The following is a 14,171-nucleotide window of genomic DNA, read 5'->3' on the forward strand; positions in this document are numbered from 1 at the left end:
AGATGCTTTACGCTCTGGTGCCACCTTTTTTGATCACATCGACATCGATAGCAACCGCGGAAAGAACGCTGTCGAAATCATCAGTTGCGACAAAAGCCATGACGGTGTCGGTGGCATTGCTGGCAGCTTCGCCTTCGCCCGAGCCTTGCCGTGCTCTTGCGTTAATGTAGTTAATTACAGTCAACGCGTCCAGCGGCGACAGGATGCCGTCTTGATTGGCATCAATATACGAGCGTCGAATCGCCGAGGGCTGTTCACCTTCGGCCTGCAATCCATAAAGATCTGAAATGCGACCGATGCCTTTAGAGTTCAGTGCATTGATAACCGATAACACGTCAATTGGGGAAACGTGTCCGTCGTTGTTGACGTCGTACCGATTGATTTCGTTTGTGAAGCCCTCGCCCGCTCCGACCAATCCGCCTGCAAGGACGATCGAGATCGATACGTCGGTGTAGTCGATGCGTGAAGGATCAACTGGAGCAACTGTCTCGAATAGCAGCGTATCGCTGAACGGGAAAAGGTCTGCTGGATCCCCAACAAACGTCAAGATCCCAGTCTCAGAGCCTGCAGTTAGCGTAATGATAAACTGCAAGAATTCGTTGGAACCGAGTGCTTCAAAATCGTCGCCTGGCAGGGTCGATTGTTGCGAGCCGACTTCGTTAATCAAACCTGGAATGCGAATGTCGCCCGTTGGGAAGTTACGGTAATTTGCTCCAAAGGAAACTGCAAAACCTAGATCGTTGCTCGCACCATTGATGGTCGCCAAGTTTGGATTTGAGAGGAGAATGTCTTGATAGGCCGCGAATACACCGGTATCACTCGAGTTTGTTCGAAGATCCTTAACATAACCACGCAATTGGAAAGGACGGTTAACGCCGATGCTAGTAATTGGCTGACCAGAAGTATTGGTTACTTCGAGCCGCAATTGAATGTCGGGAGTCACCCGTCCAACTTGAACTGTTACATTACCGATCGATTCAAAACCGAGGCCATCGATAATCGTGTACTGGAACGTTTCGACGCCCCGAGTTGCTCCTGCGTTAAAATGGAGGAAGTCGTCGGTTGGGTCGCTTGGTGTACCATTGTCGTTAATTGAAACGAACCCATTTGCTGGTTGTGTCACTCTTACGATGCGAAGCGGGCCATTTGCACCGACTACGTCGTTCGCCAGTACTCGAATTTCATTACGAACCGAGTTTACGGTGAACTCGCCTGGCGAATCGTCGATTGCTTGAGGGAATTCAGAAGGATTGGCAATGACTTCGATGGCAGATCGCAGGTAACGGATTCGAATTCCAGGGACCGGCTGGTCGGAATTATTGGCGAGTACAACGTCACTGTCTGGAGCGACATCGGCAGGGTTCGGAACAAAGCTTACGATTCCAGCGGCTCGTGCATTGAATCGCAGAGTAGCCAGTCGTACTCGTCCTGACTGATTGAGCGTCGCGTTAGCGTTAAAGGCACCGAGTTCATCGATGACGCCTGGGAGCGCAGAAGATCCGGTTTGCCCTTCGGTGTAGCCGTTTAAGAAGGTCACGTCGAAATCGAAGGCGCTGCCGGGCATTTGTCCGGCTGGTAGGACAAGATCGCTGTTGTAGAGGAGGTCGAGGTAAGCCGCGTACACTCCGGCGTTATCACCTGGCGTTTGGCGAATATCTTCAACGAACACGTCGACAAAGAAATCTTGGCCTTGTGGAATCTGACTAGCTGCGTTGCCTCGGCTGTTTCGGAAAGCGAGCGAGAAAACGACATCATCATTATCACGATCACCAGGTAGAACGTGCACTGTTACGGTTGCGGTAGACGTTTTGTTATCGCTATCGACGACCGTATATGTAAACGTTTCTGTGCCTTCAAAGCTTGGAGCAGGCTTGTAGTCGATTTGCCGACCGTTTGAGGACCGGGCAATAGTTCCATTTGCGTTTCCGGCCGAGACAGATTGAATCAGCAGCTGACCACCGTTACCTTCTACGTCATTTGCCAAAACATTCAAGGAGAGCGTATCGGAGTTGACGGCGACGTCAAAGGAGTTATCGATAGCAACAGGATCGTCGAATCGGTAGTCGACAAAGGCGGTCACGGTCTCCGATCGGAGGAAAGGTGTCGAGCCTGGTATTCCGTTTGAAATTTCGAGGACGTAACTGAAGATGTCAATCCCGACAAAACCGGAATCTGGCGTATAAGTAATGACGCCATCTTCAAGCGTGACAGTACCTCGATTCCCTGGATTTACGTCAGCAAGCCTAGCAGTGAAATTCTCCAGAGTGAAAACTGGATCATTGCTTAATACGTCGACTTCGACTGGCCCGGAATTTCTTTCTACAATCAAGTCATCGGAAAGCGTGAATCGAAGTGTTTCTAAACTTTGGAAACGATAATCTTCTACTTCGCCATCCACTGCAGGGCCAGTTGGTCGAACTTCGCGTTCGGTGCTTAGACGGAAACGGGCGTAAACATTTCCAATGGCAGTTGTAGTCGGAGCAAAGAACTCATAAATATCGCTTGTGGCGATTTGATCGTTGATAATATGTTCGTTCGGTCCGTTGAAATTACCATTGCCGTCGAAGTCGATCCAGCCTTGAAGATACGCAACCGATCCCGTGGTATTGGTTACGTTAACGAGGATTTGGTTAGTCGAACTACCAGCTACGATAGGAGCCAGTAGGAAGACACCGTCTTCGTCGTCGACGCCATTCTCATCATCACCAGTCGCAGTTAAGCTTGGCTGGCCATCAAAATCGAGATCGACGGTCTCACCGAGCGATAGTGCCAAGCGAATCCCGTGGCTAGGACCGTTTTCAGCCGCCAAAGTCAGGTATGGTGGTGGGAGATCGCCATAGTCGCGTGCTGGCTGGTTTCCGAAGTCCAAACCTTGCAAGGGTCGAGCCGTCTCAGGCGTGATCAGGTGTTCGCCGTTGGCTGGGTAAGTTTGCAGGAAGCCCGGTTCGATGACTTCGCGGATAGCAAATGTACCGACAGGAACAAATGATAAAACGTACGAACCATCAGCGTTCGTAATCGCGGCCGGCTCCGCCAAGTCGGGGCGATTATCGCCGTCTAGGTCAGCATAAATGTAAACACCGCCAATTCCAGGTTCACCTGGATCTCGCGCACCATTTCCATTGATGTCCGCCCATTTAAAACCAGTAATATTCTGTGTGGTGATAAACTGACCGAAGTTTACGTTCGATCGAGTTTGATCCAAGCCGACATTAACTGTGATTGCTCCCACGGAGGCAGCCATGTTCGCTGCTGCCGCCAAGCGAACTACTTGCGATCCTGGCGGAGTTCGCAGTGTGTAATTACCGCCGGCATCGGTGATCGCTCGTGGTTCACCGGTATCGAGTTGTCCGTTGTTATTGATGTCGACAAAAACGGTCTGTCCGGCGATCCCAAACTCGCCCGTGTTACGAACACCATTGCGGTTAGTATCACTGAAAACGGTACCTTCAATGGTGCCGCCGCGAGTTCCAGAAGCGAGGTTCCACGACACCGTTGCTGCTTGATCTTCGATACCTAACAAGAACTCGCCCGGAACTCCAGGGAATAGAGGACTTGCGATGCGGTAGGCCTCTCGCACGAACGTAACAACAACGTCATCTTCTGAGCCATGTATTCCATCTGGACCATCGCCCGTGTTAAGGAACGGGTCCATAATTCCGTCGATGTTGTTAAACGGATTGGTATGCCACAGGCCAATGATATGACCATATTCGTGCGAGATTGTCGTCGCCAAAAGGCTGGCAAGATAATCCCCTTGCGATACTCCAGGTGCTAGTGGTGTAAATTGAGGTATACCCAGTTGCAGGAAGTTTTCTGGCATAGCAATGAACGTGTCTTCACGGTCAAAGTTTCCAACATCAATATGCTGGGCAATCCCGAGAACACCAAAGATCGGTGTACCGAAGAAGTCGAGCGAACTTCCCCCAATTATTCCGCGAGATACGTTAGGCAGTCCAAAACGTTCGCCATGATCCCTGCTATTGGTCAGTCGGAACGCGAAGTTGCCTGGGATACCGTCATTCTCAAAATCGCCATTGGCGCCCAAGATTGGAATGTTCGCATTGAAGTCACGTGCGACTTTTTCCAAAATCTGATCGATCATTCGATCGACATCGGCTTCCGTGAATCCGAAGTTGCGGACGGAGTCAAAGAAGCTTGGAATTACTGAAGGGGTTGTTGGGATGGAAGGATCAATACCGTAGATTGATCGATCCAGAACTGTGCCATCAAAATCAAGGAAGAGTTCAGGAACCGTACCGATTGGCTCCTGTTCAATAGTGTTTCGGAAGGCCTGAGCTCGGACCTGATAAATTCCTTGGCCCGAAGAAACTCGAAGCTGGTAAAATCCGTCCCGAGGAATGACATAAGCAAATGAAATCCCGCCATCCGTGGTGAGCGGGCTGGTGCCGTTTCTCGGGTAGCCTGAAATCAGTTCTTCAGGAGAAAAAGCCGTAACAATCAATTGCCCATTCTGATCCACAAGTTCAATGAAGGGCGTCGTACCATTCGTTCCAGAAACGCGGAGATCCAGGATATCACCACCGCGCAAATTCATCCCGTAATAGTCGGTATCGTTTCCGGCAGGCGTGTTAGCCAAATTACCATTGATGATTGAGACGGACGTTTCAGGATTACGCGAGTCAATTCCAAGAACTTGACCGCTGCCCGAGCGGTTGTTTGGCTCGAATTCCATCGTGACGATGGAATTCGAAGCTCCCTCGGCTTGCAGCCCACTTCTGCCTCCGTAGCTCGGATTGCCGTAACCAGGGCCATAACCGCTGCCACTTCCACTACCGCCGTCGTATTCTGGACCGTAGGGGTTGTATAATTCCCCGTAGTAGCTCGTGAGATGCGTCGAGTATTCTTCGTAAGCGGCCGCATCCTTAAAATAACCCGTCTGGACGCCAATCGCAGGAATAAAAATTCCGGCTAAAAGCTTTCTGTCTTCGAGCTGTTCGATCTGCAAGCCGGGCTTGTCTCGCTTCGCCCCGGACTCGTTTTCTTGCCGTAGCAAACGTCGCAAAAGTGAGCGGTTTCCGCGGGATTTTTCGACGTTTTTGTTGTTCTTGACCATCGGGGTAGTTCTGGAGAGATCAAAGGTTTGACAAGGAAAAGAGCGAGTTCGATTCTAGTTGGAGCATTACGTGTGTCAACGAAGCTCCGCCGCTAAGACGACTTTGGGGCGCGCAAAGTTCCCAGACTAAAGCAGTTTTTGCTCCTGTGACTCTAATTCCTTGGAAAGCAGGATTCCGCTTGGAATGTGAGCCAGCGAGTTAAGTTGCGGCGGCGAAATGGTCTAGACACAGACATCGATACACGTGAAATTCGATACTTCGCATCAATGCCACAACAGCCGCTCGGCAGAATCTAGACCTGCAAGCGGCGGGAACTCGCACTCACAATACGAAGGACAAGCGGTTTTACATGCAGGATGGAGCCAACGGTAAACAGACACGGACGTGGGTGGATTATTTCGCTTTTCTAGCATTCCGCTTGTTGATGTGTTTAATCCAATCGACAGATCTGCAGCGGACGGAACGCATTTGTCGGCTGATGGCCTTTGTTCTGGCCAAGCCTCTCAAGCTTCGTCGGCGTCTGATCCGTGAGAATCTGAAGCGAGTTTTTCCGCATTGGTCAACGGCTGCGATTGAACAGACAGAAGAGCGGATGTGGTTTCACTTGCTCTTGATGGTATGTGAAATCGCACACGCCAAACGCAAGATCCATCGGACGAACTGGTACCAGCACTTCCGGATTCCCAACCGCGGCGAAATTCTGCGACATGTCTTCGATTCTCGTGCAAAACTGCTGGTGACTGGGCATTTGGGGAATTTCGAGCTAGCAGGGTTTGTAAACGGCGTGTTCGGACTACCCTCAACAACGATCGCTCGCGAGTTGGACAACGGCTTTTTACATGACTATATCACCAACTTTCGCTCCACAGGGGGCCAGCACTTTCTGTCGAAAAACAGCGGTGCCGAACCAGTTCAAGAACTCCTTAATAACGGAGGGACCCTCGCGTTGTTGGCGGATCAAGACGCCGGAGTGCGCGGTGTGTGGGTCGATTTTCTGGGGCATCCAGCCTCTTGCCACAAAGCTCTCGCGCTCTTCACCCTGTCAAGCGGCGCTCCGACAATGGTCGTCTCGAATCGCCGTCTGAACGCCCCTTTGCAGTTCGAGTTGCAGTGGATTGACCGAATTGATCCCAAAAACGAAGCTGATGATCGGCTGGCAGGTGTTGAAGCCATTACGAACTGGTATAACAGATGCCTGGAAACGAGCATTCGGAAATACCCTGACCAATATTGGTGGGTTCATCGCCGTTGGAGAGAGCCGCCAGCACGCCTACGAAAGAAGGCCAAGCAAGTTGCGGCTTAATTGCTTGAGCATCAAAAGTCTCGTCAGCGACCTTTTAGTGACAGCATGCAGAAGACGAACGATGGTAGAATAAAAGTCGTACGTCTGGAGGGCGAATCTTTTCATAAACACGCTGAGGTCCCTCGATTGGATGGAACAACTGTAGGTGCGACGGCCGTGCTTAAAATGGCTGTAGTATTCATCTTAAAAATCACGAGAAAATCGATGCTGCGCAAGCTGCTAGTCATGTTTGCCGCCGTCGTCGGTTTGGCAATGCCCAGCGAGGCTCAAGATCGCAAAAAGATCACGGCGGAAATGGTCGAGCGATCGTTGAACAGTGCTTACGATTTCTTCGCAGCTTCACAGAAAAATGATGGCAGTTGGAGCGGCTATGAAGGTCAAGCGACGGGCCAAACGGCGCTTGTCGTTTTGGCGCTACTTAATGCCGGACGAGAGCCCGACGACCCAGTAGTTGCCAAATCGCTGAACTACCTGCGATCGAACAAGCCAACGCATGTGTACGAAGCTTCCTTGCAAACGATGGTCTACTGTGCGGCGGAACCTGAGCAGGATCTTCCGCTGATCCGAAGTAACGTCCAATGGTTGCTGGACGCACAAGTGAAGAAAGGAAATGGGGTTGGTGGTTGGGCCTACGACCAATTCAGCAATCGACCAGACCAATCCAACAGCCAGTTTGCTGCTCTAGCCTTGTGGGAGGCGCAGCGCGTTGGAATCAAAATCCCAACAGATGCACTCCGGGGCATAGCTGCGTATTGGCGCGCGAGGCAGAAACAGGATCCGGGGAACCCAGGGGATCGTCTCGCTCAAAACAGTGGCGGTTGGGGGTACAACGATGGCGGTGCTTCCGGCTCCATGACTGCGGCCGGGATTGCGTCGCTGCTAATGGCCGAAGACGCAGCGAACATTGCCGACGTCGTGGCTCAAGACGACCAATTAGTTTGTTGTGGGGGGCAAGACAACCGAGTTCGCGATGCACAATATGGACTAGAGTGGCTAGCTCGAAACTTCTCGAGCAGTCAGAATCCTGGTGGCGGATACTTGTTCTACTATTTGTACGGTATTGAGCGTGTAGGTCGCTTGACGGGGCAACGTTTGATCGGCGGTCACGACTGGTACCGCGAAGGGAGTGCTGAGATTGTAAGCCGGCAAAGCACTTTTCAAGGCTTTTTTAATGACCCGACCTCAGGAGACGCAGTTACGTCCACTGCGCTGGGAGTGCTGTTTCTTTCCAAAGGCAAACGACAAATTGTCATCGCTCGAGCGCAACTGCCGGAAGATGATGTTCCGCAACTAACCAATCAGTTCTCCTTCACTTTTCACGATCACGCCGTCAACCATTTGAACGGTCACATCGAAAAGGCCTGGAAACGCGATCTTTCGTGGCAGAGCATTGCATTAACCGAGGCGAGTGTGACCGACCTGATGGAGAGTCCTGTGCTGTTCATCAGCGGCTCTCAGCGACTGCTGTTAGATGACCGTACCAAAGCCGTGATTAAAGAATACGTAGAAAATGGGGGCTTCATTTTTGCCGAGGCGCGAAACGGGAACGGTTGTAATGGCGAAGAATTTGAAAAATCGTTTGCGGCCTTAATGGCTGAATTGTTCGAATCTGAAATGCACAAGTTGAGCACGACGCACCCAGTTTGGTCGGCGCAGATTCCAATCGATGTAAAAAACCTGCCCAAAGATTTTTGGCTCTACGGCGTCGAAGCATGTTGTCGCACTGCCGTAGTCTACTCTCCCATCTCGCTGGCTTGCCGTTGGGAACTAAATCGTCCATACGGTCTTCCCCCCAAGGTAAGTGCGAAAGTATTGGCGGAACTGGATGAGGCGACGGCGGTAGGGATCAACGTTGTGACGTACGCAACCGGCCGTGAATTGAAAGAGCGACTGGAAGTCCCCCAAGTTGCGCTTGAGAAATCTCAGGGGATTGAAGTCGATCGCGGTACTTTGCGGTTGCCACGACTGCGACATGCAGGCGGAGACGATGAAACTCCGCGGGCGATTCCGCGACTACTAACTGCGTTTGAAGCGAGCGTGCCGACGCAAATCGATACGACAGCTCCACTCATTACACCGACTAGCGATGATCTCAAAAAATGCGTCGTCGTCTATATTCATGGCCGGAATGCATTTGAGTACTCCGATGCTGATCGTGAAGCGCTCCGCCAGTATTTCCAAAATGGCGGAGTTCTATTGGGTGACAGTATCTGCGCCAACGAATCATTTTCGACTTCGTTAAAAGCCGAACTTGCACAAATTTTGCCAGACGCCGCTTGGGAGCAGGTCTCCGCGAATGATCGCATGCTGACGAACCAGTTCCAAGGTTTCGATATTCGTAGCGTTACCATGCTGGACCCGTCGACGGCAGGTGGGCCGGTCGCGATTGCGAAGCGCGAAGGCCCTCCGGTTCTAGAGCGTTTGATTTACAACGGACGGACAGTGTGTATATTTTCGCCGTACGATTTGAGTTGTGCGTTGGAATCGAGCGGCGTGACACAATGCCGAGGTTATGTTCGCGAAGACGCCGCTCGGATCGGCATCAACATGATCCTTGCAGCCATGAGCGAGTAATAATTGTCCCTTCCTAATGCAATTTCAAAAGTTCCTCCCAAGCGACAGTGCATCCTAGCACTTGAAAGCACCTGTGACGAAACTGGGGCGGCAATAATTCGTCGTGACGGAAAGGTGCTCGCAAGTGCTTTAGCGACTCAGGAAAAATTGCATGAAGAGTTCTCGGGAGTTGTTCCCGAAATTGCTGCTCGTGCACATTTAGAGAATTTCCTTCCCGTTCTTCGCAAGACAATTCACGACGCCAATATCTCGATTGAAGATTTAGTCGCGGTAGCGGTTGCTACACAGCCTGGGCTGCCTGGTTCACTTTTGGTAGGACTGTCGACGGCAAAGGGACTGTGTTTGGCTTGGGATAAACCTCTGGTGGCAATAAATCATATGCATGCTCACATCTATGCATGCGGCGTAGGTAACGCGGAAAAGGTGTTTCCTTGTGTTGGGCTAGTTGTGAGTGGCGGCCACACGCACCTTTATCAGTGCGAGACGTCAACAGACTGGACCTTGCTAGGCTGCACGATCGATGACGCGGCGGGCGAGGCGTTCGACAAAGTTGCTGCGATGCTAGGCTTGCCGTTCCCAGGCGGCCCACAACTTTCAAAGCTAGCGATGGACGGTAATGCGGCGGCATTCGACTTTCCACGTCCGATGATGAACGATTCTACAACGCTGAACTTTAGTTTCTCTGGACTGAAGACAGCCGTGCGGTACAAAATCTCAGCACCACAGCAAGCCACTGTCGACTCTAGCCATCTAAGTGTTCAGCAAAAGGCCGATGTTGCCGCGTCCTTCGAACAAGCAGTCGTCGACTGCATTGTGGGGAAGTGTGCGCTGGCGATGAAACGAAGTAAACTCAACCGCTTGTGTGTCGGAGGCGGTGTTGCGGCCAATCGAAAGCTCAGATCCGCGTTGCAGCAGTTGGCGACGAAAAGAGGCTTCGAGCTTCTTATTGCTGAACCGGAATTATGCACGGACAACGCCATTATGGGCGCGATTGCATGGGAGAAAGTCAAAGCAGGTGTATTCGATGGCCTGGATCTAGATGTAACACCAGGACTGGTTCGTCGTTAGCTATTACACACGTTTGAGCCAGAGGAATTCATAAGGATCGAGCGTGACATTTACGGACGTGCTGAAGGTACGCTCTGTTACGATGTCTTGGAAGAAGCGTCCTAGTCCGCGTAGTCGAAGCTTATTGCCGTCGATCGCATGAGCTTGCTCGCTAAAGTTTGCCACCACCAACATTCGGTGACCGCCATTAGTTCGGATGAAGCTCAGGACACTATCATTTTCCTGGTGAATCAGTTCCATCTCCAGCCCCGCAAATGCTTCGGTCTGCCTTCGCAACTTAATCATCTTGCTGATCGAAGTGTAAAGTCGCCGCCTTGTCGCATCGCCGTCTTCAAGTTGTTCGAGATAGTCCCAACGAAATTTTGGTCGGTGAATCCATCGCGTATCGCCCGCCTTGGCTGGGTCTTTCACGAAGTCGTAGTCGTTGAGCATACCCCACTCTTCGCCTAGGTAAACGAGCGGTATTCCTCCGATGCTCAGTGCCATCGCATGCAACAAGATAATGCGACGGCAAGACATATCGATCAAATAAGGGTCCTCGGCCTCAATAGCTTGTTCTAACCCTGCTAAAGAAGCCATCGTCCCTGAAATTCGCATGTCGCCCGTCTTGGGGTTATGTTGAAACGGGACTCCGCGCGCAAACGAACCTTCAAATTGGCCCGTGTAGAACTTGTTCAGGAATTGTCGATGGTCGTAAGCGTTAATACCTACGGCGCTAGCATCTGCATCGTCAAATGTCCAGCCAATATCGTCATGGCAGCGAAGGTAATTGACCCACGTGGTGAGCTGTGGTAGATGATGGCGGTGTGAGAGTGATTGATTCAAAAGTTTGACATTGCGTGTGGCCAGGGATTCCCAGAGGAGCGCCATAAGGGTCGGATTGTAAGAAATTTGACATTCGTGGCTGCTAACATAACGCACGACTTCATCAGGGTGGACGATCGCTTCCGATTTGAAAAGCAGGCCTGGCGATGCAATGCGCGCAGCAATATTGAAAGCTTGAATCAGGGTGTGCGCTTCAGGCAAATTCTCACAGTTAGTGCCCATCTTCTTCGAAATAAATGCGACCGCGTCTAGACGCAAGATATCGACACCCATGTTTGCCAAGAAGAGCATCTCTTCCATCATAGCGCGAAACACTGCCGGGTTAGAATAGTTGAGGTCCCACTGAAAACTGTTGAACGTTGTCCAGATCCACTTGCTCATTCCGTCGTGCCACGTAAAGTTCCCGCGACGAACTGTCGGGAAGATTTCACGAAGAGTGCGTTCATACTGGTCTGGCACTTCGCGGTCGGGAAATATTCGATAATATTCTTCATACTCGAACTCACCGGCTAGCGCACGTTGAGCCCACACGTGATCATCCGCGGTATGGTTGAAGACAAAGTCAAGTACCAAGGAAATGCCGACTTCTCGTAGATCGTTCGCTAACAACTGTAGGTCTGAGATTGTCCCGATACGTGGGTCGACCGACCGATAGTTGCTAATCGCATAGCCGCCATCGCTGTTGCCAGGTCGAACTGCGAAGAGCGGCATGAGATGCAGATAGGTCAAGCCTAACTTTTGGAAGTACCCAATATGCTCGCGAAGTTTGCCAAGATTTTCGCTAAACAGATCGACGTACAAAGCCCCGCCAACTACCTCTTGCGACAGAAACCATTGCGGGTGATTCAGCCGGAACTTGTCCTGGTCCTTCAGTTCACTCGGCCGTTGGAGCGAGGCGTTCGCCAAGCCTGCAATCGTCTCTTCCAGATGAAAGAAAAAGTCGAAGCGGTCACTGTAAAGTTCGCGCAGCAACAGAAAGAGCGATTCAAAATGCCGGTCGAGTCGTTCTGAGAAAAGTTCGCGTTCGCCTTCGGGGGCATCAATACTATCCCAAAAGGCGACGACACGTGGCATCAGACGTTTGAGAGATAGTTGTGCTTCGTAGCGAGACTTTTCCTTTGCTGTCCTAGGGCTGGTCATTCGGTATAGTGATTGATTTAGTGAACTGATAAAACTCGATGCCTTCCAATATTCCGCGCGCGTGGTGGGCCTGAGAGAAGTAGATCCGTGGTTGTTTACGCAGCTTCTTAAGTTCGGGGCCGTGATTGCCCACTACAACTCCCAGCGTTCTCCCGCGTAGCATCTCTTCGTCGATTCCGGAGTCGCCAGCAACCAAGACTTGCTCAGGAGGGAATCCCCATTTGAACAGCAGATGTCGCAGGGCAACACCGTTGCCCCCTCGGACAGGCAAAATGTCCAAGAATAGTCCGAGCGAGAAAATCACCTTGGTCCGCAGCCCTGCCTCGCGCAGCATGCGGCGGATCTCGGGAACTGACGGCGCGATTTCATTGTCCACCGTATAGCTGATTTTATAAGCGGACTGCTCAGATTCGTCTTGCGGAAACAAGCCTTTTATGGCCGACAGTACTTCTCGAACGCGGTCTGGCTCCCAGGAAAAACCAATCTGTTTTTGCCAAGAAGTATCAGGTGTGAGCTCGGTACCGTAGTAAAGTTCTGTGCCGGCACTCGTGATCAATAGGTTAGGTGCAGGCAGCTGTAAGGTTTCAACCATTTTCATGGCATCTTCCAATCCCCTACCTGTTGCCAAACCAAAACCGACTCGCGGTTCGTTGTTAATAAGTTCGCAAAATTCACGAAGGGAATCGTCATCACCCGTTAACGTACAATCCATATCGCAAATAATCAGGCGATCAAATTCTGGCAGGCGTCTATTACGCCCTCTCTCGGCTAGGGCGGGTTTGGCTGCCAGTTTGATGATCTCGCTCACGTCCCGAAGATATCTATCGACGTGGGTTGCCCATGAGTAGTAGTTCGTAGCACCGGCGACACCTTTCTTCGACCACTCATCCCATTGTTTGGGCTCGGTTAGTGGAATCAGCAGCGCGCGAGTGATTTCATCTGGGGCTAGCGGATCGACAAGTTCTCCATTCTGGCAATTCGCAATGATATCACGCGGGCCGCCGTCGTTAGTCGCAACAATCGGGATGCCGGACGCTGCGGCTTCGAGGAGCGTTAGCCCGAAGGGTTCGGTGAAGGCAGGATTGACAAACACGCCTTTGGTATGAGCAACGTAACGGTAAAGGTCGGGACCGAATTCGGGAAGGATGTTCTTAGGATAGGCAACCTTGCCGTACAAGTCATATTTGTCGATTAAGATCAGCAATTCCGTGAGAACTGACCGCTGCGCCGGAGCCATCTGACCTATGTCCTTGCGTGTGCCAATGACCAGGACTAAGTTTGCCAGATCCTGCAGTTCCTTACTTTCACCGAATACTTTGACCAGCATTTTGGTATTCTTGCGTTCGTCGGGCCTTGCCATTGCAAGAATGATCGGTTTTTCCGGCTCTCGCAAAAACGGTGCAAGACTCGCGGCAATCGCTTTGTTGCAATCGCCGTTATTGGCTGGTCGAAACTGTGTCAGGTCGACGCCCGGCGGAATGACTTCCATGCGCTCTGGCGTGTAGTGCTGATAGAGTTCGTACTGTTCTTCGATCTCTTGATTGGTGCTTACGACGACCATCGAAGCGAGTTCAAGGGCTAATTCTTCAGCCTCAACACGTGTTCCAAAGCGGTATTTTTCTTCAAGTTCAGTTTCATCATATTTTGCCGCGCTCATCCTTTGCCGCTTGACTCTCCCTAAAGAGTGTCCAGTGAACACGTAAGGAATGTGCAGCATTCTCGCCAGCTGAGCTCCGGCGTAACCTGCGTCTGCATAATGTCCGTGGAGTAGATCGGGCAGGCCCGTCCGGCGAAAGTGTTGTGTCATCTGGTCGACGAACATATCCATGTACGGCCAGAGCTTTTCCTTGCGTAGATATCTGCGTGGCCCAAACGGAATGCGGATTATCCTCGCCTTATCGTTGATCGGCTCTGTTAGCTGGGCATAGTCAGGGCTAACACGGTCGTCAACAATTTGACGTGTAACAAGGTCAACTTGCTTGACGTTTTCACGGCGACCAAGTTCCGCAGCGAGCTCTAAGACGTATTTTACTTGTCCGCCAGTGTCAAGGTCGCGGCCAAGTTCAGGGTTTGAGGCACGAATCAATCCGTGCAAACTTATCAGGACGATGTGAAGTCCAGCTTCACGTGGTGCTTGGCTCATTGCTTCATCGAATTTGCTACAGTCGTCGAGTTATTCAGAA

The 14,171-nt window shown here is 51.4% G+C and carries 6 protein-coding genes; 3 read left to right on the plus strand and 3 right to left on the minus strand.

Annotated elements, in window-relative coordinates:
* Positions 1–7 precede the first annotated feature (7 nt).
* A complete protein-coding gene (locus SH451x_RS05665; RefSeq protein ID WP_479361474.1) occupies positions 8–5,077 on the minus strand; it encodes an Ig-like domain-containing protein in 5,070 nt (1,689 codons plus the stop codon).
* A 350-nt stretch (positions 5,078–5,427) separates the two neighbouring features.
* Between SH451x_RS05665 and SH451x_RS05670 the strand changes: the two genes are divergently transcribed.
* From SH451x_RS05670 to tsaD, 3 genes are read left to right on the plus strand one after another with little or no spacing between them, the layout of a single operon-like run.
* Entirely contained in the window at positions 5,428–6,381 is a 954-nt protein-coding gene (locus tag SH451x_RS05670) for a lysophospholipid acyltransferase family protein (protein ID WP_479361475.1), read from the plus strand.
* 45 nt (positions 6,382–6,426) lie between these two features.
* Complete coding sequence (locus SH451x_RS05675; RefSeq protein WP_479361476.1) at positions 6,427–8,955, plus strand: DUF4159 domain-containing protein; 2,529 nt, start codon at positions 6,427–6,429, stop codon at positions 8,953–8,955.
* Between the two features lie 3 nt (positions 8,956–8,958).
* On the plus strand, positions 8,959–10,023 hold the full coding sequence (tsaD, locus tag SH451x_RS05680) for a tRNA (adenosine(37)-N6)-threonylcarbamoyltransferase complex transferase subunit TsaD (RefSeq protein WP_479361477.1): 1,065 nt from the start codon (positions 8,959–8,961) through the stop codon (positions 10,021–10,023).
* Positions 10,024–10,026: 3 nt separating this feature from the next.
* Here the strand turns inward: tsaD and SH451x_RS05685 are convergent, their stop codons facing one another.
* Positions 10,027–11,988: an alpha-amylase family glycosyl hydrolase gene (locus tag SH451x_RS05685; protein WP_479361478.1), complete on the minus strand. Its 1,962-nt coding sequence runs from the start codon at positions 11,986–11,988 to the stop codon at positions 10,027–10,029.
* Complete coding sequence (locus tag SH451x_RS05690; protein WP_479361479.1) at positions 11,975–14,131, minus strand: HAD-IIB family hydrolase; 2,157 nt, start codon at positions 14,129–14,131, stop codon at positions 11,975–11,977. Before SH451x_RS05690 ends, SH451x_RS05685 begins: the two co-directional genes overlap by 14 nt.
* Positions 14,132–14,171: the final 40 nt, after the last annotated feature.

The organism is Njordella aestuarii (genome assembly GCF_056494165.1).

Bases quoted from the DNA above. Each gene is read 5' to 3' on its own strand.
- SH451x_RS05670 (WP_479361475.1), top strand. From the start codon at position 5,428: ATGCAGGATGGAGCCAACGGTAAACAGACACGGACGTGGGTGGATTAT.
- SH451x_RS05665 (WP_479361474.1), bottom strand. From the start codon at position 5,077: ATGGTCAAGAACAACAAAAACGTCGAAAAATCCCGCGGAAACCGCTCA.
- SH451x_RS05675 (WP_479361476.1), top strand. From the start codon at position 6,427: ATGCAGAAGACGAACGATGGTAGAATAAAAGTCGTACGTCTGGAGGGC.
- SH451x_RS05685 (WP_479361478.1), bottom strand. From the start codon at position 11,988: ATGACCAGCCCTAGGACAGCAAAGGAAAAGTCTCGCTACGAAGCACAA.
- SH451x_RS05690 (WP_479361479.1), bottom strand. From the start codon at position 14,131: ATGAGCCAAGCACCACGTGAAGCTGGACTTCACATCGTCCTGATAAGT.